The sequence below is a fragment of the Vulcanococcus sp. Clear-D1 genome (genome assembly GCF_014654725.1).
GTDB lineage: Bacteria > Cyanobacteriota > Cyanobacteriia > PCC-6307 > Cyanobiaceae > Vulcanococcus.
On sequence record NZ_JACVZV010000015.1, the window covers coordinates 179,463 to 203,699 of the forward strand.

The window sequence follows — 24,237 nt, forward strand, 5'->3', positions numbered from 1 at the left end:
TGTAGCACTGTTCGGCGCAGGCTCCGCTTCAGCTTCACAACCACAGCTGCAAGGCCGCCCACAGCCGTGGGCTTGGGCTGCTCGCCTCCAGATCGATCAGGCTGCTCTGAGCGGGATTGCCGCCGATGGGAAAGGCTGCCCGCAGCGACACCAGCCAGCGGCTGACACGGCCCAGATCGATCCCCACCCCTGCGCCCGCAAGGCTGTAGGTGTTCGGTTGGAGCGAGCCGCGAAAGGGCTGGCGCCAGCGCTCACCCCAGCCCACATCGGCGAAGCCCACCAACTTCAGCCACGGCTTCCATCGCCACATCAGATCCAGCTGACTCACAAGGCAGCTGCTGGAGGAGTTTTCCCCAGGCGGATAGGCCCGCACACCGTTGGGCCATCCGAGGCCGCACTGCTCGTAGCCCGAGAGGTTGGTGGCCGCCATCTGGCCGAGCAGCAGCCAGCTGGCGCTCCAGTTCTCGCTGAACACCTGTTGCCTAAGCAGGCTCAGGTTGAGCGCGCCGTAGTCGCCCTGTAGCCGGGTGGTGAATTGATCGAACTGCTTGAAGGAGCTGTTTCCGTTGAGGTTGATCGAGCCGAACGAGCCGCCCAGCACCAAGGTGGTGTTCCCCTGACCCCAAAACTGATCGCTGCTGGTGCCCACCAAGGAGCCCCGCAGCACGCCTCCCTGCTTGTCATCGAGATTGAGCCGGTTGCGTTCATCGCGGAAGTGAAAGCCTTCTGTGCTCAGCCGCAGCCACATGCTGCGGGCATCGCGGCGCCACAGCGGTTGCTGCAGGCTCAGGCTCACTCCGCCAGTTTCACCGGTGTAGAGCACCTCGCCGGTGTTCACCAACCGGTAGCGCCCCGCATTCGCTGAGGCGCTGAACAGCAGGCCATCGAGGCCCACGGGCCAATCGAGGCCCCACTGCAGCGGAGCCGTGCCGGTGCCTTGCCCACTGCCCCACGAGGAGGGGTTGAGCCAGAAGCGCTCGCCGCGGCCGAGGTTGTTGGCTGAGCTCCACGTTGCGAGGGTGCGCACCGTGCCCACGTAGCGGTTCAAATCGTTATCAACCTCCAACAGAACGCTCTGCCGCTTGAGATCCGCCAGCTCGAGTACCAGGATGCGTGTATCGGCATCAGCGCCGCTCTGCAAGCGGCCGCGCACCTGCACGCCCCAGAGATCGTTGAGCTTGAGGAGGGCTGATTCCAGTTTTCCCGGTCTCAGGGCTGTGCCGAGCGGAACAGCGGCGGTCACAAAGCCGATGGCCCGGGCCTCGTTGAACTGGTGGGCGTTGCTTGGATCCACCGTCACCGCCGCCAGGGTGAGGGGGGCGATCGCCAGTGTGAGCACACCCTGTTCAGGGTCCGCCGCGATCCGATGGATGCCCACCACCTGATCGCGCTGCCAGAACCAGGCTTCGATGGCACGCTGGATCTCCCGCAGCTGTTCAGCCTCGATCCGGCGGCCGATCCACCCCTGCAGGCTTTGCTCCAGAGCCTCAATCTCGGGGAGTGTGCCCTGGAGCTCGAGCCTCCTGAGTTCGAGGGAGCCGCTCCAGGTCAATGGGCCTTGGGGCGCGCCCTGGATCAGCGGAGCGCTGTCTTCGATTGCGTCGTCGTCTTCAAGCTCGAGCAATCTCAGGCGGAGCTGGTCTTCCTGCAGGCGCTGCTGCAGCGATTGGCTGGGGGTGATCTGAGCCAGGAGGGGTGAGCCGCTGCTGAGCCCGATCAGGCCCAGGGCCGCAAGAGGCCAGAACGGCCTTCTCGCCCGCCCACGCCTTAGAGGCCGTTGATCCACTGCCGGCCCAGGGGCACCAGCGAGCGACTCACCTCGCACCATGGAAAGGCTTGCCCGGTTGCATCACCATCACCGCTGAGCTCGCTGCCCAGCCCTTCGTGCACATCTTCAAGGGCTTGGGCGAACGGAATCTGCCGCAGCGCGGCATAGGTGCGCGCGATCGCATTGATCTCGCCCGGGCTGCTGACCCCTTGGAGGTAGCGATCACGCAGGTCATCGGCGCTGTGCATGGCCCCTGAGCAGAAGGGATCAACCCCCATAGCCTCAGCCTGGGGAGCGGCAGGCGCAAGAGCTGTTGATCGCCATTCACATCACAGCCGCGAACACCTGCTTGGGCTGAAACGCAAGGGGGATCACCCAGGAACGCCTCAGCTTGATGCCGACGTGTAGTGGCGGAGTGCGAACTGCCAGAACAGCCGTGTTGCCACCATGCTGCTCGACGCCGCTGTCAGCGAACCAAGGGCCCAGGCTGCTGAGGCTCGCCCCAACAGGGCCTCTGCGGGAACCGTGGTGAGAAAGGCCACCGGCAGCACGAGAGTGAACAAGACCCGTAATGCCGGTGGGTAGGCGCTGATCGGATAGCGGCCTGCCACCAGCGTGTAGCGCAGCACCTCGGTGGCATTCCACACCTTCACGAACCAGATCGAGAGCCCCGCCAGCAGAAACCAGAGGCTGTAGAGGATCAGGCCTCCAGCCGTGAGCAGCGCCAATGCCAGGGCCATGCCCTCCAACGACAGCGCCTCCTCGCTGTGGGCCAGGGCCCAACCGATCAGAGCGATGCCTGCCACAACCCCCGGCAATCCCCAGGGAGAAAAGCTGCGGGTCGACAGCCAGAACTGACTGTCGATCGGTTTGAGCAACACGAAATCGAGGGTGCCGTTCTGCACATGGCTCACGATCTTGCTGAGGTTGGGCTGCAGCACGCAGCTGGTGAAGCCGTCGAGCAGCGTGTAGATCCCCAGCACCACCAGGGCGCTGTTCCAGCTCCATCCCCCCAGTTCGCCCCTGGGTCCGGCCAGCAACACCAGCACAAACAGGCTGCCGGCCAGGTTGCCGAGCACCGCCACCAGTTCGATCACCAGGTTCAGCTGGTATTCGAGCTCTGCTTCCATCGAGGTCGCCCAGAAGCTGAGCAGGCTGCGCCAGTAACGGCGAACACGGTGTGCCATCAGGCCCCCATCGCCGAATAGCGGCGCACACCAGCGCGCCACAGCAGCCGGCTGAGCGGGAACAGAACGGCGCACCACAGGGCGATGTTGAGAAAGCCAGCTCCCACATCCACGCTCTCGCCGGCCAGCAGCTTTGCCGGGAACGACACCATCGCTGGAAACGGCGTGCACTCCGCGAGGCGACGCACGGCCGGCGGGAACGACTCCAGCGGCGCTACCAATCCCGAGAGGAACAGATAAGGAATCAGCAGCAGCCGATCGAGGGCGGCCGCTCGCTCGCTCCAGAAACAAAGCATGGCCACCAGCGTTTGCAGCAGAAAGCGCATCACGAACGCTGCTTGAATCGCCACGATCCCCAGCAGCAGCTGCCCCAGCGAGGGCAGCCACAGCCACTCGGGCTGCAGCACCACCACCCCTGCCAGCATCAGCGCCACAAACGGCACGCGTGTGGCCTGCTCTGCCACATGGGCCGCCAGGTAGCGCCAGAGGGGCTGAAGGGGCTGCAGCAATTGGGGCGAGAGCTTGCCCTGCAAGGCGTCTTCTTCAAACACGTGGATCAGCCACACGACGCTGAACTGCCGCACCACAAAGGCAGCCAGGAAATATCGCCCCAATCCCTGGGGTGTGAGCCCCGCGGCGGCGGCTCCATCGGAGCCCTGCCACACCGCCAGCATGATCAGCGGCAACACCCCTGAGAGGGCCCAGAGGGCGATCTCAGCCCTGTACTCGAGCATGTAGGCGTATTGGCTCGAGAGCAGCGCTGCGGCGATCCGCATGGCGCGTTGGACCGATTGGAGAACGCTGCGGCGCGCCATCTCAGCCCTGCTGCCGGAACAGGCCACCGATCAGCTCTTCGATCGGTGGATCGCTCACTTCCAGATCCACCACCTCGAAGCGCGACAGCAGCAATCCCACCTGCTGAGTGAGCTGATCGCGCGGTATCAGCAGCCGCACCTGGTGGCCTTGATGGGCCTCGACCGTGCCGAAGCGTTCAAACGCCTCGCGCGCATGCGCCTGCCGCAGCTCGAGCCGCACCTCCCTGCAGGGGGCCAGGCGGCTGGTGAGCGCATCAAGGGATCCATCATGAAACAGACGGCCCTGATGAATCAGCAGCACCCGCTCGCACAGTGCGGTGATGTCGCCCATGTAGTGGCTGGTGAGGAGCACCGTGGCGCCGGTGCGGCGGTTGTAGTCGGCCAGGAAATCGCGCACTCGCGCCTGGGCGTTCACATCCAGCCCCAGGGTGGGCTCATCCAGAAACAACACCGCCGGCTGATGCAGCAGCGCCGCCAGGAGCTCCGCCTTCATGCGCTGGCCCAGGGAGAGCTTGCGCACAGGCCGATGCAGCTCTTCCCCCAGCTCGAGCATCTCGGCCAGTTCTGTGATGCGCCGCTTGGCTTCGATCGCATCGATCCCGTACACCGCTGCATTCACCCGCAGGGAATCGAGCGGCGGCAGATCCCAGATCAGCTGTTGGCGATTGCCCATCACCAGCGTGATCTGCTGCAGGAATCGCTCCTGGCGCCGCTGCGGCTGGCAGCCCGCCACCTGCACCCGGCCGCCGCTGGGGTGAATCAGGCCACTGAGCATTTTCAGCGTGGTGGTTTTGCCGGCGCCGTTGGGACCCAGAAAACCCACCACCTCACCGGGCTGGATGGCAAAGCTCAACTCCCGCACCGCCTCCACATCGCGGTAGCGACGCCGCAACGCATGGCGCACGGTGCCCGCCAACCCCGGTTGCTTATTAGCCACCCGGAAGCTCTTGCTCAGCCCCTCGGCGAGCACGATCGCCTCGCTCATTCGTTGGGCTCGCAGGCCTGGCGGTAGCGCTCCAACCGCTTGGTGAGCTCGGCGTCCGCAGGGGAACCCGATCCCTTCACCCCCTCAGCGCGGTTCACCTGTTCGCAGGCCAGGTCGTTCTCACCGCGGTTGAACAGATCGGTCGCCGTCTCCACCGCTTCCAGCAGCCGCGGCGTGGTGGCTGCGTCCTCGGGGCTGGGTTTGGGTGCAGCGGGCACCACCGGCGCGGTCGCTGGATCAGCCGGGGGCTTGGGCTTGGGTGTGCAGGCGCTGATGCTGCAGGCCAGGGCCGCTAACAACAGCAGCTTGAGCCGGTAGGTCATGCCCACCATTGTCAGCCCAGCACCGCGGCTTGTTCGGGGCTGAGGCGGCCGGCCTGCAGCAGCACCTGGGTGATCCGCTCGATGTCGAGCACCGCATGCACCCGGTAGCCCTGGCTTTCCAGTCGCTCGCGGGCTTTGCGGTCTTTGCGGCCGCCATGGTCGATGAACACCACCACATCGTTCACCACCAGGCCTGAACTCTCCAGCTTGGCGATGCCTTCGAGCACGCTGCCGCCGGTGATCAAGATGTCGTCGACCACCACCACCTGATCGCCTTCGTTGAAGTCGCCCTCGATCAGGCGCCGGGCGCCGTGGGCCTTCACCTCCTTGCGCGGATAGATCAGCGGTTTGTGCAGCGCCAGTGAGAGGCCCGTGGCCGTGGGCAGTGAGCCGTAGGGAATGCCGGCGATGCGATCGAAATCCAGCTGCTCCAGCAGGCCGCTGTAGCCATGCAACACCCGATGGAACAGGTTCGGGTCGGAGATGATCTGGCGCAGGTCGATGTAGTAGTTGAACACCGCTCCGGATGCCTGCACATACTCCCCGAACAGCAGGCAGCCGATGTCGAACAGATCGAGGATCAGGTCGGCCATGGGGTCTTGATTGCCAGGGTGTTCAGGCGGCCCTGCCAGCCAGACGTCGCAGCTGGTGTTGGTGTCGGTTGGCTGGTTCGCCAGCCAGCGTTGCCGGCGACGGTTAATCAGTCCCTTGAGTGCGGCGGCCTGTTCACTCAGGTCGTCTTCCACCAGCAGGTTCTGCGGCAGCGGCAGCAGCAGGCCATCGGCCGCCTGGTTGAGCCCCGCCTCCAGCAGACCATCGAGCCGCTCTTCTTCGCTCCAGATGCTGCGCAGCATCAACACCCGCTCCGGCGCTGCCTGGCGCACCTGCGCCAACACGGCTGGATCACTGGTGCCCACTTCCAGCAGCAATTGATCGGGCGTGCCCCACAGCTGGCTCTCGCGCACGATCTGCAGGAACAGCGGATCGCTCTCGCTGGGGTGGTATTGGATGCGTTTGGCAGCTGGGTTGGAGCTGCGGCAGGTGATCACCACCGCCTTGTCGGCATAAAGCAGAAACGGTGCAGCGATGTCCTGCCCGGCCAGGGGCGACAGGGTCACCGCATCCACCCCCAAGTCTTTGAACAGGTAGTGGGCCAGGGCCGTGGAGGAGTTGAGATCGCCGTGCTTGGCGTCGATGATCAGGGGCAGATCCCGCGGCACCAGATCGCGCACCTCCAGCAGCAGCTCAAGGCCCAATGGCCCCAGGGCCTGGTAGAAGCCGAGGCTGGCCTTGATCGCGCACACATGGGGGCTCGTAGCTTCCACCACGGCTTTGATCCAGTGGCGAGCCTGGCTCAAAAAGGAGCGGTTGCCCATGCCGTGGCGCAGCGCCCAGCTCTGCAGCATCTCCGGGTTCGGGTCAAGACCCGTCATCAGGAGCGACTGGCGCTCGGCGATGGCTTCAGTGAGTTGAACGAAGAAGCCCATCCGCCGGACTGCGGCAAGGTTGTTGATAAGAGATCACCGGCCCATCACGGTGGAAGTGGACACAGCTCGTAGCAAAAGGCGCCGGCAAGCCAATGCAGGCAGCCTGCTGATCTGGCCCTGGCCCCTGGCCGCTGCCCCCGCCGGCTGATGTGATCCGGTCGCTGAGCCCATCCTGTGAACCGAGAGCTCGATCAACACTGTCTGGAGTTGGCCCTGGCCGATCTGCTGATGCTGCATCCCCAGCAACGCCGCCGCGCCCTTGCCCAGTTCCGCGCCATCGATGCAGGTCTTGCCGACAAGCTGCAGCTGGAGTTGCTGCTGCATCTCTCTTGAGCCCGATGTTGGAACTCTTTCACGCAGCACCGTCGTACTACTCGATGGTGGCGCGCCTGGCCCTGGCGGAAGCGGGCGTGGCTTACGTCAGTCGGCTGATGGACATCCATCTGGCCAAGCAGCAGCTGAGCCCGGCTTACCGGAAGCTCAACCCCCACATGACCGTGCCGACCCTGCGGGGCCCCGGGTTGCTGCTCACCGACAGCGCGCAGATCCTGATCTATGCAGCCCAGCAGGCCGCGCAACGGCCGGAGCAGTCCTGGGCTGATGTCGATGCCAGCCGCGCCGAGGCCATTCAGCGTGCCGTGGCGGGGCACTACGCCCTCTCGATCGAAACGCTCACCTTCGGCAAGGTGCTGGCCACTCGCCCCTGGTTCAAGGCGGTGATGGTGCGGATGCTCAGCGGCATCAACGCCAAGCTTGAGCGCGACATCGCTGGCAAGCCCGATCAGGCTGCGCTTCTGGAGGCGAAGGTGCAGCAGAACCGGGCACGGCTGGCTGTGTTCCGCGACCGGCCAGCCCCAGCCGTGTTGGCCGAGCAACAGGATCAGGTGGCGGCTTATCTGGCATCGCTGCCGCCGGTGGTGGCGAGCGGCTGGTTGTTTGGTGCTCGCATCAGCTCAGCTGATGTGGTGCTCGCCGTGCTCTGCTCGCGCCTGGCCATGGCCGGCGAACTCGCGTTGCTCAGCAGAGCAGATCTCCAGAGCTGGTGGCAGCGGTATCAGCAACGGCCAGCGTTTGCAGCGGCTGATCTGTGGACCCGTTTTCAACGCCGCCGTTTTGTGCAGTCGCTGCTGGAGGCTCGGCACACCCGCTTCAGTTGAGGCTGCCTGGCTTGGGGCAATCCCGATCCAGCAGCACCGCCGCTTGGCCTTTGCCATCCCGTTCGGCGGGTTGGGGGTCAAAGGCGTCGTCGCTCACATCAAAGGTGCGTGTGGCGCAGTGCAGCGTGAGCTGCCGCTGCGTGTAGGTGCCATCAGCTCGGCCCTTGCCCTGTTGGGCGGCCATGCCGATGCACTGCTGCTGGTTCCCCCAGACGCAGCTGGCAGCACCGAGCAAGCCACCGATCAGGTTGGTGGCAATCTGCTGACCTCGATCAATTTCGAAGCGGCGCACTTCATACCGGCGCCGGTTCAATTGAAGATCGTCGGCGCTGAGTTGGAGCGGCCGGCTGAAGGTTTCGGCGGTGTCGATCCGCCAACCGCCCAGTTGCTGGCCAACCTTGAGCTGGCTGGTCAGTCCGCGGGTGAGGGCTTCAAAGCGGTCCTTGGGGTAACCGTGATGCTGCGCCGCAAGTCGTTCGTAATCCCCCATTTCGAACATCAGGTTTGCCGTCTGGGTGAAGTCGTCCACACCGAGGGCGCCAGTGTTGAGCATCCAGCCGAGAAACACCCCTGTTCTCCAGTCGGCTGCCAGTTCCTCCTGTTTCACGGTGAGGCCCATGCCCCCTTGGAAGGGCCCGCGGCCCTTCTCCCGGTTCACGTGGTGGCCCCACTCGTGGGCCAGCACAGCCAGATCCAGCAGCAGGAGCTCCCGATCGGTTTTGCCCCGAGCACTGCGCACGCTTTTGCGCAGGTTGAGCCCCATGGCGAGTTCCTGGCTGGGCGGGCAGTAGTAGGCCATTGGGTGCGCCACGCGTTGCACGCCGCAGCCCTCGGCGCGATCCCCCGGCAGCAGCAATTTGGGCTGCTCATGGCTGCTCCAGAAGCGGTGTAAGAGCGCATGGGCCTCGCGCAGGTAGCGCTCCCGCAGCCCCTGCGGCTCAGCGCTGAGGCGCAACTGCTCCAGTTGCCGGGCTTCTGCGGCGGTTGGCAGGTTCAATCCCGGCGGCGGGCCCTGGCCTGGAGCCCAGGGCTGCGCCAGCAGATTCGATGGAGCGCTGATGGCTGCTAGCAGCAGCGTGCCCAGAACACGGCTGAATCGGGGCATGCCTGAGGTGGGTGCCTGCAGCACGTTTTACCGTCCGCTGCCGCCCGCGGGCTCAGCTCCCCGTTGCACAGCCCAGGCCGCCAGCAAACCCCCTGCGAAGCCACTGGTATGGCCGATCCAGCTCACCCCTGCCGGTGAGAACAGCGGAATCAGGCTCGGCAGCACACCGCCGTAACTCACCAGGCACAGCACTGAAAGCAGCAGCGATAGAGGCCGCTTCTCTAGCCATCCGATTAACAGCAAATAGCCCAGCAAGCCATACACAACGCCCGAGAGGCCATGGCTTGCCGTGGGCCAGAACAGCCAAATCGGAATCGCGGTGACGTACACCCCGAGCCACACTGCGATGTAATCGCGACGGCTTTTGGCGAGCACCAACCACGAGAGGGGCAGGAACATCAGGCTGTTGGCCAGCAGATGGCCAAACCCGCTGTGGCTGAAGGGCGCTGTGAGCACCCCCCAGATGGGCCCCCGCGGTGTCATCGGCAGATTCCAGTGGCCACCGAACAGCAGCTGATCGATCAACTCCTGCGCCCAGGGGATCACCAGCAGCAATGGCGGGATGAGCAGGTTGGTGCCAAGCCGGGCCAGGTTCCGGTCCAGCCGTTGTCCGAGGCTCTCAGGCATCAAGGCCTCCAGCCAGGCTCAGCTGGCATTCCAGAACGGCAAGTGCTTCATCCGGCAAGCCCAGGAAACGATCGAGCCATGCCTCGCCCGTGGGTTCGATCACGGCGGCTCCCACCAACACGCCGGTGTTGGTGCCCTCGAGGCGGACGCCTTGGCGGTCGTGGCGCTGGCTGCAGATCGTTTCGGTGGTGAGCAGCGCGTTCACCAACAGATCAGGTGCGCAGTAACGGAGGCCCGGGCCGAAGCCAACCTGAAAGCGGAACTGTGCGCAGAACTGCAGCTCGAGTTGGCCTGTGGCTGGTTGCAGGGTTCCGTTCAAGCGGATCGGGTGAATCTCCACGGAGAGGCCGGGCGGAAGCGGCAGGCCCAGAAAGCGGGCGGTGCGCCCGCTTAAGGCCGGAATGGCCGTGGTTTCTGACGCAAAGCTCAGGCTGATATCCCCTCGATCAGCGCGCTGGGCTTCACCCGCCGCGCTGCCTCCCCGGGCGTTGTAGAGAAATCGGGGGTAGCGGCCGATCACCAGCTCACAGCCCTCCAGGGTTGTGAGCTGACACTCAGCCATGGCGCAAAGCCTGCAGGGATCCTCGGGCGTGCAGGGCGGCAAGCTCGTTGTAACCACCGATCCATTGGCCATCGATCCGAATCTGCGGCAGGGGGCCAGGGCCTGCAGCCACCACGTCGTAGGGAAGGCCAAGTCCCTGGAGCAACCGTTCCGTACGGCGCGACCAGGCACATCCCTCGGCGAGGGACACCTGAACTCGGGCCTGGCTGACCGGTGCAGCGGCTTCGGTCTGGGCTCCGCCTGCTTCCAGGAAACCCACCAACAGATCAGCGCCCTTGAGCACCAGGCTGCCGTGCTCGAGATGGCCGCCCCACACCTGACAGCCGGGGTCAGAAAAACTCAGATGAAGGTGCACACCCTGGGGAGACAGTGTTCCCTGCAGGGTGATGATCTCCAACTCACCGCGCAACACGGTGGGCTCATCCAGCCCAGGGCAGGCAAAGGAGGCCTGGCTGAGATTGCCGACCACGCTGAGCACAAAACCCGAAGAGCTCTCGCGTGCCGCCAGTTGCTCGAGGCTGGCCCGCAGATCTGAGCCCGCTTCGAGATGGATGGGCAGAGCCCGCATGACTGATCAGGCGCTGATGAGCTCCGAGGGTACCCACTGAGCCAGGCGCTGCTCATGGCGGACCAGCTGGTAACGGTTGAAGTCACTGGGCTGGCGGTGATAGCGACCCCTCAGCTCGTGCAGCTCCTGGCGCATGGCGTGGAGCACGGGGTTGTTTTCGTTCAACGGAACCTGTCAGGTCTTGAGAAAACCTTAAGACGGGTGGTGGGCGTTTGTCGCCTCTTGCCCCCGCCATGGGGGCGGGCTTCCGATCTCTTTACAGAGATCTGGGCGGCAGCCCCTGCGCTGGGTGGTTCAGGCACTCCAGGCGGACCAAGCCAGTTCGAGGCTCAGGGCTGCCGCTGCAGCCACGACACTGCACAGCACGATCCAGGGCAGTGCTCTGACCAGGATCAGAAATCCGGCTGGAATCACCGCTGCGGCTCCCTGCGGGCAATGGACTCACTCCAACATCCATCGTTGAAGGAGTGCCGTGTTGTCGAACACAGCTCGCCGTGGGATGGACCTGTTTGGGGTGTTCAGTCCTTCTGGATCTCCATCTGGGTTGGGAACGGAATCTCCACCTGATGGAGGGCAAAGCTGGCCAGTAGGTCTTGGTTCATCCGGTTGATCCCATCTTTGAAGGCGGCATAGCTGCTGTGGCTGCTGCGGAAATCAAACTCGTAGTCGTAACTGAAGTCCGAGATCGCCATTAGCCGGCAGGAGCGCAGCGTGAAGGCGGGGTCTGATTCCACAACCTCCTTGATCCAGATCGGAATCTGGCGGAGCTGTTCGGCGGTTGTGTCGTACGACACGCCGATCACCACCCTTGATTTCGCCACCTGATCCTCGATCTGCTGCATGCGCAACAGCACCGATTCCCGCAGCTCCAGGTAGGCCTGCCAGCCGTGCAGCTCAACGGTGGCGAAGCACACCAGCTCAAGGCCATCCTCCTGATTGCGTTCCACGCTCATCAGGCTGTGCAGGAGCTCGGGCCGTTGCTTCACCTCGGCACGGGTGTAGTGCAGCAGGTCTTCCACCTGTTCCGGGGTGAGCGGTTGGTTGAGGGCGTAGCGCATCTCGATGCCCTGCCTGGGCGCCAGGTCTGATCGCTGCGATCGCTGTGAGAAATTCACGATCGTGGCGTCATCGGCGATGGCGTTGGGAATCGTGATCCGGCTATCGAGGGTCTGCAGCTCCAGGGATCGCAGGCCGATCTTGGTCACAAAGCCAAGGTTGTCTCCCACACGGCAAAACTCGCCGACCCGCAGCGGCCGATCGGTTTGGATCGAGAGGCCTGCAAAGAGATTGCCCAGGAGCTTGGAGGCGCCTAGGCCGATCGCCAGACCGGGGACGGCCGAAAAGGCCAGAACCGTTTCCGCGGGTAATCCCAGAAACAACAGTAGTTGGTAGATCAGTCCCACCATCGCGACAGCCCCAAGCGTGCGGCAGATCGGCATGACGAAATTGCTGATCCGTTGCAGACGCAGCGTTGAGGTGCCGCCTCTGAGATACATCATCCATTCAGCGCTGGTGCGTCCGAGGGCCTCAAAAAAGAGGTAGGCCAACACGCTCGCCGACAGAAAGTAGATGATGTAAAAGCCGAAGGTTGCTACGACCAGCGGCGTGCCAGTGATGTTGATGGTGGAGTCAACGGTGATCAAGCTCAATCGGGTCAAGGGCAGGATCGGAACCATCAGCAACACCCTCCACCAGGCGATGTTGTCGGCCTGGAGCCCGCATGGTTCCCCGCTCTTGCTGCTGGCTGGGTCGCGGTAGGTCCCGATCAACCGCCGACCGAGCCAGGCGATGATCAATAGAAGTAAAGAGATGGTTAGCAGGGAAAATAGGATCTGGAAAAGTGTTTGTCCCCAGATCTGCACTTCAATCAGCTGTCTTAGGTTGCTGGGTAGACGCAGGTACCACTTCGGTGGAACAAGGTAACCCGGCGTGAGTGAATAGAAGTCGTACAGGCCTGGAGTTGTAAACGGTGTCGATCTGACGGGCAACGTGCTGATCTCCTCGTACATCCGTTCGACCTGTTGAACGGTGCCTGCTGAGAACAGGTAGTTGCCGCTTTGGGAATCATTGCCGTCGTCCAGTCTTAAGACAATGGCTGTGCCAGGCAGGCGCCATTCGGAGACATCTTTCTCGAGTGATTCATTCAGTCTGAGAATGGCATCGTGGTTGGGGATGTTAAATGTCTTTCGACTATTGCCGAAGACATAATCTAGAATCTGTTTGAGCTGGATTGCCGCTTCTTCGGCGCGGTCGGTTCTGACGCTCTTCGCGAAATCAGAGCTGTTCAGTGCTTCGACAGCCAGATTGAACCGCTTCTGCAGTCTGTTAATGCGTTGCTGGGCTGCCGGGCTCCAATTGAACCCTGGATCCTTTTCGGCGCTGGCACTGATGGTGCGCATCTGATGGCCCACTTCGGCCATCACCACATAGAAATTCAGCAGGGTCGAACGGGGGTTATCGCCGATCACCTCGCCGAGAGGCACTGCTTCCCAGGTTTCCACCGCCTCGAGCAAGGCGGGATAGAAGGGTTGGCTGCTCAGGGGTACACCCTCGGCCACAGGCGCTCGCGGTGCTTCTCGAACCTGAGTGAGCCCCGGCAGCATCAACACCAGGCTGATCAGCAATCCGGTGAGGGCCGCCAGGGCTCGCCGGATCCAGAACCTTGGCATCAGCATGGTCATTGTTGGTTCAATCATCGCTATCACTGCCGATGAGTCGTCTGCGCCACGGGATGCGCCACACCGTGCTCGTTGGAGCTTCGCTGTTGCGGGAAGCGAGTGCCGGTGTTCTCGATGCCGTCGCTGAGCTGGCTGCTCCTCAGGGCCGTTCAGGCAACCTTGAACACGAGCTCGAACTGGCGCGTCAACAGGGCCGTTGGCTCAGTGATGACGAGCGCGCCGAACTGGCAGTCAGTGAGCAACGTCGTGCCCAGAGGCGGCGCACGTTGCTGCTGCTGGCGGCACTGTCGCTGTTGATCCCGCTGTTCTGGCCATTGGTGCCGCTCTGGCTTGGGTTTCTCTGGTGGCCGGTTACCACCCGTCGCCTGCTGATGGGTGTTGTGGCTGCCGTTGCGGCGCTGATGGCTCTGCTGGTGGTGCTTGTTCTCTGGCTGTTGCTGCGATGACGCGAGCTGCCTTCCTGGCTTGGTGCCATCCCGATCTGCTCGAGGAGCGCCTGCTGCATGCTTCTGCCCTCTGGCAGGTGAAGGCAGCATTGGCGGCACCTGCCGCTGATCTCCCGCCTCCGGCCCGTTGGCCTCTGAGCCACTTGGAGTGGGGCGGCTGCCTGCTGGCTGTTGCCTCCGCCAGAGCGTCTGAACAGCGGCCCGCATCGTTTCGATTGGGAGATCGTTCCCTGCGGGCTCAGTTGTTTTGTCTGCTCGATCCAGGGGAGAGAGCTGCGCGCTCTCTTGGCATCGATCCGCTCGATCCAGAGCAGTGGCGTTTCTGGCTGGTGCCCTTTCATCAGCTGCACCCTGATCGCCAGAGCATCGGAGTGTCTGCCTTGATGCGCGCCCATGGCGAGGGGTTGAGCCACGAGGATCTGGGCGCTGCCCTTGACGCCATGGTGTGTTGATGACGCGTTCTGGAGCTTCCTCGCGCTATCGCATCTGCCGCGATGACGGCGCCACCGACGCGATCGCCGGCCGCTGCTTTGCCACCTATGAAGAGGCCTATGCCGTGCTCGAGCGCTACTACGCCGACCTGTGCTGCTCGGATGATCGGGAGTACTACCGGATCGAGCCCGTCGACCCCGCCTAACCTGCCTCCTCCTTGGGCCTGGTGATGCGCAACCTGTTCCGTTCAGCCTTGGCCCTGGCGGCTCTGGTGATCTCCACGGCGCCGGTGCGGGCGCTGGAAGAGGTGGTGGTGGAGCTGCCGCTGGTGGAGAACACGCTCACGGTGAAGCTGAGCGAGTTGAAGGATCCCGCAGCTCTGATGCAGGGCAGCAGCGATTTGGCGGAACTGGATCGTGCCAGTGATGGCGAGCTGGGCCGCAAATTGCTCAAGTTGCTCAACCACCCAGTTCCGGTGAGTTTTCGCCAGTTGGCGGAGAGTTCCGTTGGCTCACCGCTGCTGGAGCAAACCCTGTTGCTGGTGTCGTCCTTCGGCACGGTGGAAGGCCGCAGCCCCGACCTCACTGGCGAGACGCTCAAGCAAGCCCTGGAGAAGGCCACGGCGGCATCAGCGGATGGTCAGCCCACGCTTCTTCAATTGATGGAAGCGATTCCCGGTGAACGGGTGCGGCTCAACATGTCGCAAGCGCAGGTCGTTCTGGCGCGGATGCTGCGCCATCGCCGCCGTGCGGATCAGTTGATGGCTGCGGCGGTTCCCGCACCGGTGGCTACGCCCGCTGCACCCCGCTCCGCCGTTGCCGTGAGCCGCACAACCCTGGCGGTGTCGCATCGACCTGATCCGCTGGACTTGGTGGTGATGCAACCCAGCAGCGGCTCCCCGCGCGGCCTGGTTGTGATTTCCCATGGCCTCTGGGATAGCCCCACCAACTTCGAGGGCTGGGGGCAACGCTTGGCCGAGCAGGGCTATGCGGTGGTGCTGCCCCGCCATCCAGGCAGCGACAAGCATCAACAGCACGAGGTGCTCTCCGGCCAGGCACCACCGCCTTCACCGGCAGAGCTCGCGCTGCGGGCCAAGGATGTGACTGCGATCAACGATGGGGTGGCTCAGGGCCGCCTGCCGGCGTTGGCTGGGGTGAACGCCGATCGGGTGGTGGTGATCGGCCATTCCTGGGGTGCCACCACGGCGCTTCAACTGGCGGGTGTGAAACCGGAGGATCGCGCCCTGAAGGCACGCTGCGACAACCTTTCCGATCCCGATCGCAATCTCAGCTGGACGCTGCAATGCAGTTGGATCTCCGCGGTGGATCAAGCCGCAGTGGATGATCCGCGTGTGATCGCCGTTGCGGCGGTGAGCCCTCCGGTGTCGTTGCTGTTTCCCAAGGGATCTGCCAAGCAAATCACCGCTCGCGTGCTGCTGGTGAGCGGCACCCACGATTGGGTGGTTCCCCCGGATCCGGAAGCGGTGGAGCCCTTCACAACCTCCAACCCCCAGGGCAACCAGCTGGTGCTTGTGCAAGGGGGAGATCACTTCAACTTGCGGCCTGGTCAATCCAGCGGCGGTGGGCCCGTGGCACCGCTGCTGCTGGAGTGGACCAATCGCGCCTTTGCAGCCGGCACTGCGGTGAAGCCCAGTCCCGGCGCCGCACCGTTGTTGCCGCAGGGCTCCTGGGGGAGCGACGGCAAGGCGATGGCGGATGTCACCAACCGCTTGGAAGTTCAATAAGCTCACGCGCGCTGAATCTTTAGGTAGTGGTGCTCATGGCTGCTCTTCGCTTGGCCCGCTTTGCTGGCGCCGAAGCCTCCTCACACAGCCCGCATGGGCTGTTTTTTATGGCAGCTGGAGCCGCAGCAGTGGCGTTCTGATTAGCGTCTGACCTGCTCCTTCGGCTGCGTGCGTCCTTACTTCCTGCTCGAACCTGGAGATGGGCTGCTGCTCTGCGGTCCCGATGGCTCGATCAGTCATCTGGACCGCACCGCCGCGATTCGGCTCGGCATCAAGGCGGAGAGTTGGTGCGGCCAGAGCCTGAAGCAGGTCTGGCCTGCGTTGGCCGACCTGATCATTCAGGAACGGGACCGGCTGCGGGCGGGCCCCCGCGACCACGTGGTGGCGCTGGCCCAACCCACCCAGATTGAGTTGGCCACACGCATTCGCCTCTTCCGCACGGATTGCGGCTTCGGTGCCGGCATCCTGCGGCGCCGCACCCAGCGTTTGCATGACGTCGAACCCGATGCGCCGGAAGACACCTATCGCCTCTTGCTGGAGGCGGTTCTCGATACGGCCCAGGACGCGGTGTTGGTGACCCTGGCCGAACCGTTGGATTCTCCCGGGCCGCTGATTGTGTTTGCCAATCAATCGCTCCTCGATCAAACCGGCTATGGCCTGCATGAAGTGCTGGGGCGTAGTCCAAGGCTGTTTCAAGGGCCAGACACCTGCCGCGACAGCACAGCCCGGTTACGGCGCGCCATGGATCAGTGGCAGCCATCCCGGATGCAGGTGCTCAACTACCGGCGCGACGGTTCCACCTGCTGGATCGACCTGAAGGTGGCTCCCCTGGCCGACCCCACGGGTTGGCACACCCATTGGGTGTCCGTGCAGCGCGACGTGACCGATCGCGTTGCCCATGAACAGCGTCTGGCTCAGGAGGCTCTCGCCTTGGCTGAACGGCTGCATGCCGGCGTTCCGATCGCCTGATCCCCTAGCGCATTTCGACTGTGTGCCTGAGCACCCCGTGCAGCAATCCAGGCAGCGTGGACCGCTGCTGTTTCGTTTGAGCATGGGCCTATGACAGCACCCCCATGACTCCTGCACCCGCTGCCCCTTGGCCTGTGGTTGTGACCCTCGAGCCCTGCCACAGCCAAGACGTGTTTCAGCACCCTGAGCCGGTGATCACCATCCCCTGCCCCAGCCATCCCGCCATGGCCACCCAGTCCGATCGCCTGACCTGGCTGGAGCTCTTGGGCCAACGCTGAAGCCAGCTGCCCAACGGGCACAGGGGTGATTGTGTTCTGACTGGGCTGCGTTGCAGTGCGGGTGCAGCTGCATCCGACCATGCCTGCTCCAACGCCCACGCCCTGCTGGCTCCACCGCGGTTGCCGCATCCAGCTGATCGGCTATCCGCGCTGCGAGGGCGCTTACCTCATTCAGCACTGCAGCGGCGCCGTGCTTGGTCGTACGGCCAGCCTGACGGCTGCCCGCCTGCTGATCGATGAACAGATCCCCCTGTTGCGGCAACGGCTGGCGGCCGCAGCCTGAGCCTGAAGGCTGGTGTCAAGCTGGTCCGGTTCCGCGCCGACCCGTGTGACGACATCCGTGCTGCTGTGCGGTTACTACGGCGAGCACAACCTCGGAGACGATGCGCTGCTGAACGCTTTGCTGGCGCAGCTCCCGCCGTCCGTCACACCGCTGGTGACCGCGTTTGATCAAGAGCAGATCACGCTGCAGCACGGCGTCGCCAGCGTGAATCGCCGCAGCCTTCGGGCGGTGGTCGATGCCTTGAGCCGTTGCCGTGCCCTGGTGCTGGGCGGCGGCAGCCTGCTCCAAGACTCCACCAGCTTCCGCAGCCTTCTCTATTACGCCGCCTTGATCACGGCCGCTCGCTTGCAAGGCAAGCCGGTGTTGCTCTGGGCCCAGGGGCTTGGCCCCTTGCGGCGCCGGCGTAGCCGTGCCCTGGTGCGTTTGTTGTTGCCGCTGGCCACGGCCATCACCTGGCGGGATTCAGCCTCCGCGCACTTGGCGCGGCAGCTGGGTGTGTCGGCACCCCATGGCACTGATGCGGTCTGGAGCCTGCCGCGGCAGCACTGGTTGGGGCTGGGAGGGCCCATCGTGGTGTGCTGGCGCCCCACCCCGCATCTGCAGGGCCAGGCCTGGAAGCCCTATCTCCAAGCCCTGGAGGATCTGGCGGAGCAGACCCAGCGTGATGTGATCTGGCTTCCCTTCCACCGCGATCAGGATCAGTCGCTGCTGGATCAATTGCAGCAGCAGGGGGTGGTGGGTGCCGCTTTAGCGCGGCGCAGCCGAGTGGTGGAGGCCACCACCCCCAGCGAAGCGATGGCCCTGTTCCGTGGTGCATCGCTGGTGCTGGCGATGCGGCTGCATGCCCTGATCCTGGCCGCCCTGGCCGGCAGCCCGGTGAGTGCACTGAGCTATGACCCGAAGGTGCAGGCCTGTGCCACCGAGCTCGGCTGCAGCTGCATCGATCTGGCGGATTCAGCCCCCGCAGCGGCTGCTTTGCTCAGCAGCTGGCTTGAGGCCTTTGAGCACCCACCTGCACTGGCCTCCCTGCAGGCCATGGCTCAGGCCACAACCGTGCATCGCGATCTGCTCACCACCCTCGAGGCCTGAAGGATGAAGGCGATTGGCTACAGCAGTGAGCGGATCAGCACTGATGTCGACTGTTTGCTCGACATCACCCTGCCAGATCCCTCCCCGCTGGAGCACGACCTGCTGGTGGCCGTGGAGGCTGTGAGCGTGAATCCAGTGGATACCAAGGTGCGTCGCCGCGAGCAGCCCGCTGCCGGTGCCTGGCGGGTGCTGGGCTGGGATGCCGTTGGCACGGTGGTGTCTTGCGGCTCGGCGGTTCAGGGCTTTTCGCCTGGAGATCGGGTTTGGTACGCCGGGGCGCTGCAGCGTCCTGGCTGCAACAGCAGCCTGCACTGCGTCGATCACCGATTGGCCGCGCGTGCTCCTCAGAGCCTCGGCGCAGCGGATGCCGCTGCCCTGCCGCTCACGGCGATTACCGCCTGGGAGCTTGTGTTCGATCGCCTGAAGTTGCCCCGCCAGGGGCAGAGCGGTGAGCACCAAAGCCTGCTGGTGGTTGGGGCTGCAGGCGGTGTTGGCTCGATCCTGGTGCAGTTGGTGCGTCAACTGACAGACCTTGTGCTGGTGGCCACCGCCTCCAGGCCCGAGAGCCAGGCCTGGCTGCAACAGCTGGGTGTGGACTATGTGGTGGATCACCACGCTCCGCTGGCGGATCAACTGGCGAGGCTTGCTTTGCCGCCGCTGCGCTCGGTGATCAGCCTCACCCACACCGGCGATCACTTCCACCAGCTGGTGGATCTGCTCGAGCCCCAGGGAGCATTGGCCTTGATCGATGATCCGCCGCCTCAGGCGATTGATGTGCTGGCCATGAAGCGCAAAAGTTTGTCGCTCCATTGGGAGTTGATGTTCACCCGCTCGCTGTTCCACACGCCGGACATGGCACGCCAGGGCGAGCTGTTGGCGGAGCTGGCAGCTCTGGTGGATCGCGGCTTGATTCGCAGTACCGCGACTCAATCGCTGGGTCCGATCGATGCTGCTCATCTCCGCTCTGCCCATCGCCAGCTGGAGGGTGGCCGCACAGTCGGCAAGTTGGTGTTGAGCGGCTGGGGTTGAGGGTCGCACCGGTTGAGGGCCGCACCACGCAGCGCCTAAACCGTTGCATTCCCTACCGAAGCCTGGCTGCTCCCGCTGATGAACTGGCGGGATGAGCAGTTCCCACCTGATTTCCCGCGAACGCCTGGCGCAGCTGAATCAACTGCAGGACCGGCCCGCCTGGCTCCAGCTCAGCGGCCATTTGATGGTGATTGGCGTTGCTGGGGTGCTCTGGCGTCAGCCGGAGTTGCCCTGGCTGCTGCGGCTGGTCTGCCTGGTGCTCAGTGGGGTCGCCCTGGCCACCTGCTTCTCCGGCTTGCACGAGTGCTGCCACCGCACGGCCTTCCGCTCCAAGGCCACCAACGACCGTGTGGCTTGGTTGATGGGGCTGCTGAGTTTCTACAACGCCACGTTTTATCGCCGCTATCACCAATGGCATCACCGCTTTACGCACCAGCCCGGCCTGGATCCGGAGCTTGACGATCCCGTTCCCACCACGCTGATGAGCTATGCCCTCGAAATCAGCGGCATCAACTGGTGGATCGGCAAGGTTCGCGGCTATCAGCGGCTGCTGTTCGGTGATCTCTCCCAACTTCCCTATCTCAGCCCTGAGCTGATTCCTCAGGTGCGCCGCTCAGTGCGGCTGCAGTTTGCGGTGTATGCGATCGCGTTGGCTGCATCGCTCTGGCAGGCCAATGGTTTTTTGTTCTGGTCGTGGCTACTGCCACTGGCCTTGGGCCAGCCCTTTCTGCGGGTGTTTCTGCTGGCGGAGCACAGCGGCTGCAGTTTCAGCGCTGATGGCCTCGCCAACACCCGCACCACCCTCACCGTGGCTCCTGTGCGTTGGCTGATGTGGAACATGCCGTTCCACGCGGAGCATCACCTCTACCCCTCGTTGCCGTTCCATGCCCTGGCGCTGGCGCATCTAGAGCTCGCGCCTCAGCTTCGGCACCTCGACCGCGGCTACCTCGCGGTGCATCGCCAACTGCTCCAGCGGTTGCCCAGCCTCGCCCCGACGGCATGAGCCGGCATCGACCTCGGCACTTTGCCCTCGGTTCTGCGCCCCTGCACTGCGGCCACCGCATTGAGGACGCCCGCATTGGCTACGTGCAGATCGGCGAGCTCAACCGGGATCGCTCCAATCTGGTGCTCATCCCCACCTCCTACGGCGCCAGGCCTGTGGATCTGTCCTGGCTGGCGGGGCCGGTGCTCGATCCATCGCGATGGTGCATCGTGATCGCCGGCATGTTCGGCAATGGTGATTCCACCAGCCCCAGCCATGGCGGCATGGGTCTGGCGGAGCAGGGTTGGCTCGTGCACCACCGCGACAACGTCGCAGCCCAGCGGCGATTTCTGGCCGAGTGTTTCGGCGTGGAGACCCTGCCACTGATCTTTGGCTGGTCGATGGGCGCGCAGCAGGCCTATCAATGGGCTGTCGATTATCCCGATCAGGTCCAACGGCTGTGTTGCGTGTGCGGCACCAGCCGCACCTCACCGCATAACCGTCTGTTCTGCCTGAGCCTGCGTCAGGCCCTCACGGCCGATGCCAGCTGGACAGGATCTGGATTCGATGGGGTCCCGGATCAGGGGCTGCGCACCTATGCGCTGATCTATGCAAGCTGGGCTGCCTCACAGCCGTTTTTCCAAACCCTCGATCAGCCGGTGGAGGAGCACGTGGAGCAACACTGGCTGCCCAACTACCGCCGCCATGACCCACGCGATCTGATCGCCATGCTCGATACGTGGCTGGCTCACGATGTGGCGCCCGGTGGGGATCTCGCTGCGGCACTGGCTGAGATTCAGGCGCGCACCGCCGTGGTGGCTTGCAACCGTGACCTCTACTTCACGGTTGACGACATGGCCGCCGACGCCGCTGCGATTCCTGGTGCGCACTTCCATGTGATCGATTCAGTGCTCGGCCATCGCGCTGGTAATCCCCACAGCAGCCCTGCCGAGCAGCAGCACCTGCGCCGAATCGTGGATCAGCTGCTCGACAGCTGACCGCCAGACCTCCATGACCGATCTGATCAGCCTTGCCCTCGAGAGTGGCGTTCGCTTTCTGCTGTTCTCCTTCACCGATCTGTTCGGGATTCAGCGGGCCAAGTTGGTTCCGTGTTCCGCTGTTGCCGGGATGAGCCGCGACGGGGCTGGTTTTGCCGGCTTTGCCGCCTGGTTGGATCTCAGCTCGGCCGATGGCGATGTGATGGCGATCCCGGATCCGCGCAGCTTCACACCCCTGCCCTGGCAAAGCGATGTGGCCTGGGTGGCCACCGAGCTGACGCTCAACAGTGAGCCAATGGATCAGTGTCCGCGGCGGGTGTTGCAGCGCCAGATCCAACGGGCCGCAGCGCTCGGCTACGAACTGCGCAGTGGCGTGGAGGCTGAATTTTTCCTGTTGGATCCCAGCGGCGATGCGCTGGCTGATGGGGCTGATTCCCAGGAGAAACCCTGCTACGACCAGCTGGCGTTGATGCGCCGCTATCCGCTGGTGTCAGCTCTGCTGGATGGCATGGAGCAGTTGGGGTGGGGGCCTTATCAGGCCGACCACGAAGATGCCAACGGCCAGTTCGAACTCAACTGGACCTATGCCGATGCGCTCACCACCGCTGATCGCCATGCCTTTTTCAAGGTGATGGTGAAGTCGCTGGCGGAGCGGGAGGGGCTGCGGGCTTCCTTCATGCCCAAGCCGTTCCAGCAGCTCACCGGCAATGGCTGTCACACGCACATCTCGCTCTGGGACCAGGCTGGCCGCAACGCTTTTCACGATCCAGCCGGGGAGCTGGGGCTCTCCGATCTCGCCTATCAGTTCCTCGCTGGTCTGCTGCACCATGCACCGGCGCTGGCCTGTCTCACCAACCCAACGGTGAACAGCTACCGGCGGCTTGCGGCGCCTCCCACCGCCTCCGGTTCCACTTGGAGCCCCGGCGGCATCAGCTACTGCGGCAACAACCGCACCCATATGGTGCGCATTCCCGATGATCAGCGGCTGGAATTGCGGTTGCCGGATGGCGCTGCCCACCCCTACCTGTTGCAGGCCGCCGTTCTGGCGGCGGGGCTCGATGGGATTGAGCACCAGCTGGATCCTGGCCCCCGCCATGACAACGACAATTACGCCGATCCCCTGCCGGACGGCACCTTTGGACGATTGCCGCGTGATCTTGGGGAAGCGCTCGATGCCTTCGCAGCCGATCAAAGGTTGCGGAGCGGCCTCGGGGAGGGGTTCTGCGGGGCTTATGAACAACTGCGCCGGCGCCAGTGGAGCCGGTTCCGCTCACAGCTCACCGATTGGGAGCGCCAGGTGGGGCTGGATGGCTGAACGGTCAGCGCCGGTATTTCTACCGATGGTGCACGCCTGATCGCCACGCGACGCTCTGGCCGTTGGTTGCTCGGCGTGCAGCATGGCCTCTCAACCGGTGCTGATTGGTGCCCTCGGAGGCACGATCCATCAACTCAAAGCCAGTGGCGGTGAGTTATTTCAGGTGTGCTTTCAGGGCACCTGCCTCTACTGCGACAGCCTGCATGTGGGTCTGGCGCACCTGAATCGGATGGAGCGTGCTACCAGGAAAGAAGCGGCCTGAAGGCCAATGACTCTCTCCACCGGCCAGCGCTTGCTGCTGCCCGTGCGCCAGTACTACGTGCAGACCGATAGCCGGATCCCCGGCCAGGCCTACCGCATGTGTTTTTCCAGCACCTGCGCCATGGCGGTCAAGTATCTGCGGCCTGATGCCCTCAAGGGCTCCAATGCCGACGACACCTACTTGCACACCCTGCGCCGCTATGGCGACACCACCTCAGCCCAGGCACAGATTCAGGCCTGCGCCGATTACGGGGTGATCGCTCGCTACAGCACCACCGGCGATCGCGCCCTGCTGGAGGCTGAGCTGAAGGCGGGCTATCCCGTTGGCACAGGATTTCTGCACCATGGCCCCTCCTCGGCCCCGCACGGCGGGGGCCATTGGATCCTGGCGGTGGGGTTTGAGCCTGGCGCCGGGATCTTCAACGACCCCTACGGCGAGCTCGACACCATCAACGGCGGCTACGTGCGGGTGGGATCAGGCGGCCACAACGTGGTCTACAGCTGGCGCCACTGGCTGCCCCGTTGGGAGGTGGAAGGCCCTGGCAGTGGCTGGCTGATGACCTTCAGGCGCTCGGATGGTCTGCCGCCAGTTGCTTGAGGCTGGCGAGAACCTCCTGGCTGTGGCCGCTGGGGCGCACCGCCACCCATGTCTGCCGCAGCACCCCCTGGGGGTCGATCAGAAAGGTGTGGCGCTGCGAAAAGGGCGAAATCCAGCTTCCATAGGCCTTGCTCACGCGTCCGCCTGGATCGGAAAGCAGTGGGTAGGCCAGCGCTTCGCTGCCGCAGAACTCGGCGTGGGATTCAGCGGTATCGGCACTGATGCCCACCACGTCGGCGCCTGCTTGGTGGAACGCCTTGAGATCGCGCTGGAAGCCGCGGGCTTCGATCGTGCAGCCTTCCGTGAAATCGCGCGGATAGAAGTACAGCACCAGCCAGCGGCCGGCGAAGTCGCTGAGGCTGCGCTGTGCGGCTTCAGCTTCGCCACTGCTGCTGGGCACCACGCCTTGAAGGGTGAAACCGGGAGCTGCTTGGTCAATAGCGGGCAGAACCCCTCCAAGGCAAAAGGCCTGCCGGGGTAATCCGAGCAGGCCCAGTGCGGTGATGGAGAGTCCGCTCAGAATCTGGCGGCGCTGCATCGAAGGATCCGTG

At 64.2% G+C, this 24,237-nt stretch carries 30 protein-coding genes; 16 read left to right on the forward strand and 14 right to left on the reverse strand.

Going from position 1 to position 24,237, the window contains the following annotated elements:
- Positions 1 to 34: 34 nt before the first annotated feature.
- The 7 genes from H9532_RS05280 to H9532_RS05310 all read right to left on the reverse strand — a co-directional run bounded on the left by H9532_RS05280 (position 35) and on the right by H9532_RS05310 (position 6,565).
- Complete coding sequence (locus tag H9532_RS05280; protein ID WP_296366182.1) at positions 35 to 1,828, reverse strand: hypothetical protein; 1,794 nt, start codon at positions 1,826 to 1,828, stop codon at positions 35 to 37.
- Positions 1,768 to 2,046: a hypothetical protein gene (locus H9532_RS05285; protein WP_296366183.1), complete on the reverse strand. Its 279-nt coding sequence runs from the start codon at positions 2,044 to 2,046 to the stop codon at positions 1,768 to 1,770. Before H9532_RS05285 ends, H9532_RS05280 begins: the two co-directional genes overlap by 61 nt.
- Before the next feature lie 108 nt (positions 2,047 to 2,154).
- Positions 2,155 to 2,955 (reverse strand): ABC-2 family transporter protein, encoded by an 801-nt coding sequence (locus H9532_RS05290; RefSeq protein WP_296366184.1) that lies wholly within the window; start codon positions 2,953 to 2,955, stop codon positions 2,155 to 2,157.
- The gene (locus H9532_RS05295; protein WP_296366185.1) at positions 2,955 to 3,731 is read right to left on the reverse strand and encodes an ABC-2 family transporter protein; all 777 of its coding nucleotides are present in this window, start codon (positions 3,729 to 3,731) and stop codon (positions 2,955 to 2,957) included. The genes H9532_RS05290 and H9532_RS05295 overlap by 1 nt, the downstream gene beginning before the upstream one ends.
- Positions 3,732 to 3,771: 40 nt before the next feature.
- Positions 3,772 to 4,755: an ATP-binding cassette domain-containing protein gene (locus tag H9532_RS05300; RefSeq protein ID WP_296366186.1), complete on the reverse strand. Its 984-nt coding sequence runs from the start codon at positions 4,753 to 4,755 to the stop codon at positions 3,772 to 3,774.
- On the reverse strand, positions 4,752 to 5,078 hold the full coding sequence (locus tag H9532_RS05305) for a hypothetical protein (protein ID WP_296366187.1): 327 nt from the start codon (positions 5,076 to 5,078) through the stop codon (positions 4,752 to 4,754). The genes H9532_RS05300 and H9532_RS05305 overlap by 4 nt, the downstream gene beginning before the upstream one ends.
- Before the next feature lie 11 nt (positions 5,079 to 5,089).
- On the reverse strand, positions 5,090 to 6,565 hold the full coding sequence (locus H9532_RS05310) for a bifunctional orotidine-5'-phosphate decarboxylase/orotate phosphoribosyltransferase (RefSeq protein WP_296366188.1): 1,476 nt from the start codon (positions 6,563 to 6,565) through the stop codon (positions 5,090 to 5,092).
- Between the two features lie 174 nt (positions 6,566 to 6,739).
- On the opposite strand from H9532_RS05310, the gene H9532_RS05315 reads away from it, so the two are divergent.
- Both H9532_RS05315 and H9532_RS05320 read left to right on the forward strand, forming a co-directional pair.
- Positions 6,740 to 6,898 (forward strand): hypothetical protein, encoded by a 159-nt coding sequence (locus H9532_RS05315; RefSeq protein ID WP_296366189.1) that lies wholly within the window; start codon positions 6,740 to 6,742, stop codon positions 6,896 to 6,898.
- 5 nt (positions 6,899 to 6,903) lie between these two features.
- Positions 6,904 to 7,722, forward strand: a complete 819-nt coding sequence (locus tag H9532_RS05320) for a glutathione S-transferase family protein (RefSeq protein WP_296366190.1) — start codon at positions 6,904 to 6,906, stop codon at positions 7,720 to 7,722.
- Here H9532_RS05320 and H9532_RS05325 read toward each other — a convergent pair.
- The 6 genes from H9532_RS05325 to H9532_RS05350 form a co-directional block, all read right to left on the reverse strand.
- Positions 7,715 to 8,827, reverse strand: a complete 1,113-nt coding sequence (locus tag H9532_RS05325) for a zinc peptidase (protein ID WP_296366191.1) — start codon at positions 8,825 to 8,827, stop codon at positions 7,715 to 7,717. The genes H9532_RS05320 and H9532_RS05325 overlap by 8 nt on opposite strands.
- A gap of 27 nt (positions 8,828 to 8,854) precedes the next feature.
- Complete coding sequence (locus H9532_RS05330) at positions 8,855 to 9,454, reverse strand: rhomboid family intramembrane serine protease (RefSeq protein WP_296366192.1); 600 nt, start codon at positions 9,452 to 9,454, stop codon at positions 8,855 to 8,857.
- Entirely contained in the window at positions 9,447 to 10,016 is a 570-nt protein-coding gene (locus H9532_RS05335; RefSeq protein ID WP_296366193.1) for a hypothetical protein, read from the reverse strand. Before H9532_RS05335 ends, H9532_RS05330 begins: the two co-directional genes overlap by 8 nt.
- Entirely contained in the window at positions 10,009 to 10,584 is a 576-nt protein-coding gene (locus H9532_RS05340; RefSeq protein WP_296366194.1) for a DUF296 domain-containing protein, read from the reverse strand. The genes H9532_RS05335 and H9532_RS05340 overlap by 8 nt, the downstream gene beginning before the upstream one ends.
- 6 nt (positions 10,585 to 10,590) lie before the next feature.
- On the reverse strand, positions 10,591 to 10,749 hold the full coding sequence (locus tag H9532_RS05345; protein WP_296366195.1) for a hypothetical protein: 159 nt from the start codon (positions 10,747 to 10,749) through the stop codon (positions 10,591 to 10,593).
- 353 nt (positions 10,750 to 11,102) lie between these two features.
- The gene (locus H9532_RS05350; RefSeq protein WP_296366196.1) at positions 11,103 to 13,253 is read right to left on the reverse strand and encodes a mechanosensitive ion channel family protein; all 2,151 of its coding nucleotides are present in this window, start codon (positions 13,251 to 13,253) and stop codon (positions 11,103 to 11,105) included.
- A gap of 41 nt (positions 13,254 to 13,294) precedes the next feature.
- Between H9532_RS05350 and H9532_RS05355 the strand changes: the two genes are divergently transcribed.
- The 14 genes from H9532_RS05355 (at position 13,295) to H9532_RS05420 (ending at position 23,686) form a co-directional block, all read left to right on the forward strand.
- Complete coding sequence (locus H9532_RS05355) at positions 13,295 to 13,708, forward strand: hypothetical protein (protein ID WP_296366197.1); 414 nt, start codon at positions 13,295 to 13,297, stop codon at positions 13,706 to 13,708.
- Positions 13,705 to 14,160 (forward strand): hypothetical protein, encoded by a 456-nt coding sequence (locus H9532_RS05360; protein WP_296366198.1) that lies wholly within the window; start codon positions 13,705 to 13,707, stop codon positions 14,158 to 14,160. Before H9532_RS05355 ends, H9532_RS05360 begins: the two co-directional genes overlap by 4 nt.
- On the forward strand, positions 14,160 to 14,345 hold the full coding sequence (locus H9532_RS05365) for a hypothetical protein (protein WP_296366199.1): 186 nt from the start codon (positions 14,160 to 14,162) through the stop codon (positions 14,343 to 14,345). Before H9532_RS05360 ends, H9532_RS05365 begins: the two co-directional genes overlap by 1 nt.
- Positions 14,346 to 14,369: 24 nt before the next feature.
- Complete coding sequence (locus tag H9532_RS05370; protein ID WP_296366200.1) at positions 14,370 to 15,884, forward strand: alpha/beta fold hydrolase; 1,515 nt, start codon at positions 14,370 to 14,372, stop codon at positions 15,882 to 15,884.
- Between the two features lie 168 nt (positions 15,885 to 16,052).
- Complete coding sequence (locus H9532_RS05375; protein WP_296366201.1) at positions 16,053 to 16,853, forward strand: PAS domain S-box protein; 801 nt, start codon at positions 16,053 to 16,055, stop codon at positions 16,851 to 16,853.
- 104 nt (positions 16,854 to 16,957) lie between these two features.
- Positions 16,958 to 17,131, forward strand: a complete 174-nt coding sequence (locus H9532_RS05380) for a hypothetical protein (protein WP_296366202.1) — start codon at positions 16,958 to 16,960, stop codon at positions 17,129 to 17,131.
- Between the two features lie 79 nt (positions 17,132 to 17,210).
- Positions 17,211 to 17,414: a hypothetical protein gene (locus H9532_RS05385; RefSeq protein ID WP_296366203.1), complete on the forward strand. Its 204-nt coding sequence runs from the start codon at positions 17,211 to 17,213 to the stop codon at positions 17,412 to 17,414.
- A 45-nt stretch (positions 17,415 to 17,459) separates the two neighbouring features.
- Complete coding sequence (gene csaB, locus H9532_RS05390; protein WP_296366204.1) at positions 17,460 to 18,503, forward strand: polysaccharide pyruvyl transferase CsaB; 1,044 nt, start codon at positions 17,460 to 17,462, stop codon at positions 18,501 to 18,503.
- A gap of 3 nt (positions 18,504 to 18,506) precedes the next feature.
- Positions 18,507 to 19,532, forward strand: a complete 1,026-nt coding sequence (locus H9532_RS05395) for a zinc-binding alcohol dehydrogenase family protein (protein ID WP_296366205.1) — start codon at positions 18,507 to 18,509, stop codon at positions 19,530 to 19,532.
- Between the two features lie 91 nt (positions 19,533 to 19,623).
- Positions 19,624 to 20,535 (forward strand): fatty acid desaturase, encoded by a 912-nt coding sequence (locus H9532_RS05400; RefSeq protein WP_296366206.1) that lies wholly within the window; start codon positions 19,624 to 19,626, stop codon positions 20,533 to 20,535.
- Positions 20,532 to 21,512: an alpha/beta fold hydrolase gene (locus H9532_RS05405; RefSeq protein WP_296366207.1), complete on the forward strand. Its 981-nt coding sequence runs from the start codon at positions 20,532 to 20,534 to the stop codon at positions 21,510 to 21,512. Before H9532_RS05400 ends, H9532_RS05405 begins: the two co-directional genes overlap by 4 nt.
- A 13-nt stretch (positions 21,513 to 21,525) precedes the next feature.
- Positions 21,526 to 22,827 (forward strand): type III glutamate--ammonia ligase, encoded by a 1,302-nt coding sequence (glnT, locus tag H9532_RS05410; RefSeq protein ID WP_296366208.1) that lies wholly within the window; start codon positions 21,526 to 21,528, stop codon positions 22,825 to 22,827.
- Between the two features lie 82 nt (positions 22,828 to 22,909).
- Positions 22,910 to 23,089, forward strand: a complete 180-nt coding sequence (locus H9532_RS05415) for a hypothetical protein (RefSeq protein WP_296366209.1) — start codon at positions 22,910 to 22,912, stop codon at positions 23,087 to 23,089.
- Between the two features lie 6 nt (positions 23,090 to 23,095).
- Complete coding sequence (locus tag H9532_RS05420) at positions 23,096 to 23,686, forward strand: C39 family peptidase (RefSeq protein ID WP_296366210.1); 591 nt, start codon at positions 23,096 to 23,098, stop codon at positions 23,684 to 23,686.
- On the opposite strand, the gene H9532_RS05425 is transcribed toward H9532_RS05420, so the two are convergent.
- Positions 23,652 to 24,224, reverse strand: coding sequence for a peroxiredoxin (locus tag H9532_RS05425; RefSeq protein WP_296366211.1), 573 nt, complete (start codon positions 24,222 to 24,224; stop codon positions 23,652 to 23,654). The genes H9532_RS05420 and H9532_RS05425 overlap by 35 nt on opposite strands.
- Positions 24,225 to 24,237: the final 13 nt, after the last annotated feature.

What these genes read in the sequence shown, in the direction of transcription:
- H9532_RS05280 (WP_296366182.1), bottom strand. Translation starts at nt 1,828, where the DNA reads ATGGTGCGAGGTGAGTCGCTCGCTGGTGCCCCTGGGCCGGCAGTGGAT.
- H9532_RS05285 (WP_296366183.1), bottom strand. Translation starts at nt 2,046, where the DNA reads ATGGGGGTTGATCCCTTCTGCTCAGGGGCCATGCACAGCGCCGATGAC.
- H9532_RS05290 (WP_296366184.1), bottom strand. Translation starts at nt 2,955, where the DNA reads ATGGCACACCGTGTTCGCCGTTACTGGCGCAGCCTGCTCAGCTTCTGG.
- H9532_RS05295 (WP_296366185.1), bottom strand. Translation starts at nt 3,731, where the DNA reads ATGCGGATCGCCGCAGCGCTGCTCTCGAGCCAATACGCCTACATGCTC.
- H9532_RS05300 (WP_296366186.1), bottom strand. Translation starts at nt 4,755, where the DNA reads ATGAGCGAGGCGATCGTGCTCGCCGAGGGGCTGAGCAAGAGCTTCCGG.
- H9532_RS05305 (WP_296366187.1), bottom strand. Translation starts at nt 5,078, where the DNA reads ATGACCTACCGGCTCAAGCTGCTGTTGTTAGCGGCCCTGGCCTGCAGC.
- H9532_RS05310 (WP_296366188.1), bottom strand. Translation starts at nt 6,565, where the DNA reads ATGGGCTTCTTCGTTCAACTCACTGAAGCCATCGCCGAGCGCCAGTCG.
- H9532_RS05320 (WP_296366190.1), top strand. Translation starts at nt 6,904, where the DNA reads ATGTTGGAACTCTTTCACGCAGCACCGTCGTACTACTCGATGGTGGCG.
- H9532_RS05325 (WP_296366191.1), bottom strand. Translation starts at nt 8,827, where the DNA reads ATGCCCCGATTCAGCCGTGTTCTGGGCACGCTGCTGCTAGCAGCCATC.
- H9532_RS05330 (WP_296366192.1), bottom strand. Translation starts at nt 9,454, where the DNA reads ATGCCTGAGAGCCTCGGACAACGGCTGGACCGGAACCTGGCCCGGCTT.
- H9532_RS05335 (WP_296366193.1), bottom strand. Translation starts at nt 10,016, where the DNA reads ATGGCTGAGTGTCAGCTCACAACCCTGGAGGGCTGTGAGCTGGTGATC.
- H9532_RS05340 (WP_296366194.1), bottom strand. Translation starts at nt 10,584, where the DNA reads ATGCGGGCTCTGCCCATCCATCTCGAAGCGGGCTCAGATCTGCGGGCC.
- H9532_RS05350 (WP_296366196.1), bottom strand. Translation starts at nt 13,253, where the DNA reads ATGCCAAGGTTCTGGATCCGGCGAGCCCTGGCGGCCCTCACCGGATTG.
- H9532_RS05355 (WP_296366197.1), top strand. Translation starts at nt 13,295, where the DNA reads ATGAGTCGTCTGCGCCACGGGATGCGCCACACCGTGCTCGTTGGAGCT.
- H9532_RS05360 (WP_296366198.1), top strand. Translation starts at nt 13,705, where the DNA reads ATGACGCGAGCTGCCTTCCTGGCTTGGTGCCATCCCGATCTGCTCGAG.
- H9532_RS05365 (WP_296366199.1), top strand. Translation starts at nt 14,160, where the DNA reads ATGACGCGTTCTGGAGCTTCCTCGCGCTATCGCATCTGCCGCGATGAC.
- H9532_RS05370 (WP_296366200.1), top strand. Translation starts at nt 14,370, where the DNA reads ATGCGCAACCTGTTCCGTTCAGCCTTGGCCCTGGCGGCTCTGGTGATC.
- H9532_RS05380 (WP_296366202.1), top strand. Translation starts at nt 16,958, where the DNA reads ATGACTCCTGCACCCGCTGCCCCTTGGCCTGTGGTTGTGACCCTCGAG.
- H9532_RS05385 (WP_296366203.1), top strand. Translation starts at nt 17,211, where the DNA reads ATGCCTGCTCCAACGCCCACGCCCTGCTGGCTCCACCGCGGTTGCCGC.
- H9532_RS05395 (WP_296366205.1), top strand. Translation starts at nt 18,507, where the DNA reads ATGAAGGCGATTGGCTACAGCAGTGAGCGGATCAGCACTGATGTCGAC.
- H9532_RS05400 (WP_296366206.1), top strand. Translation starts at nt 19,624, where the DNA reads ATGAGCAGTTCCCACCTGATTTCCCGCGAACGCCTGGCGCAGCTGAAT.
- H9532_RS05405 (WP_296366207.1), top strand. Translation starts at nt 20,532, where the DNA reads ATGAGCCGGCATCGACCTCGGCACTTTGCCCTCGGTTCTGCGCCCCTG.
- glnT (WP_296366208.1), top strand. Translation starts at nt 21,526, where the DNA reads ATGACCGATCTGATCAGCCTTGCCCTCGAGAGTGGCGTTCGCTTTCTG.
- H9532_RS05415 (WP_296366209.1), top strand. Translation starts at nt 22,910, where the DNA reads ATGGCCTCTCAACCGGTGCTGATTGGTGCCCTCGGAGGCACGATCCAT.
- H9532_RS05420 (WP_296366210.1), top strand. Translation starts at nt 23,096, where the DNA reads ATGACTCTCTCCACCGGCCAGCGCTTGCTGCTGCCCGTGCGCCAGTAC.
- H9532_RS05425 (WP_296366211.1), bottom strand. Translation starts at nt 24,224, where the DNA reads ATGCAGCGCCGCCAGATTCTGAGCGGACTCTCCATCACCGCACTGGGC.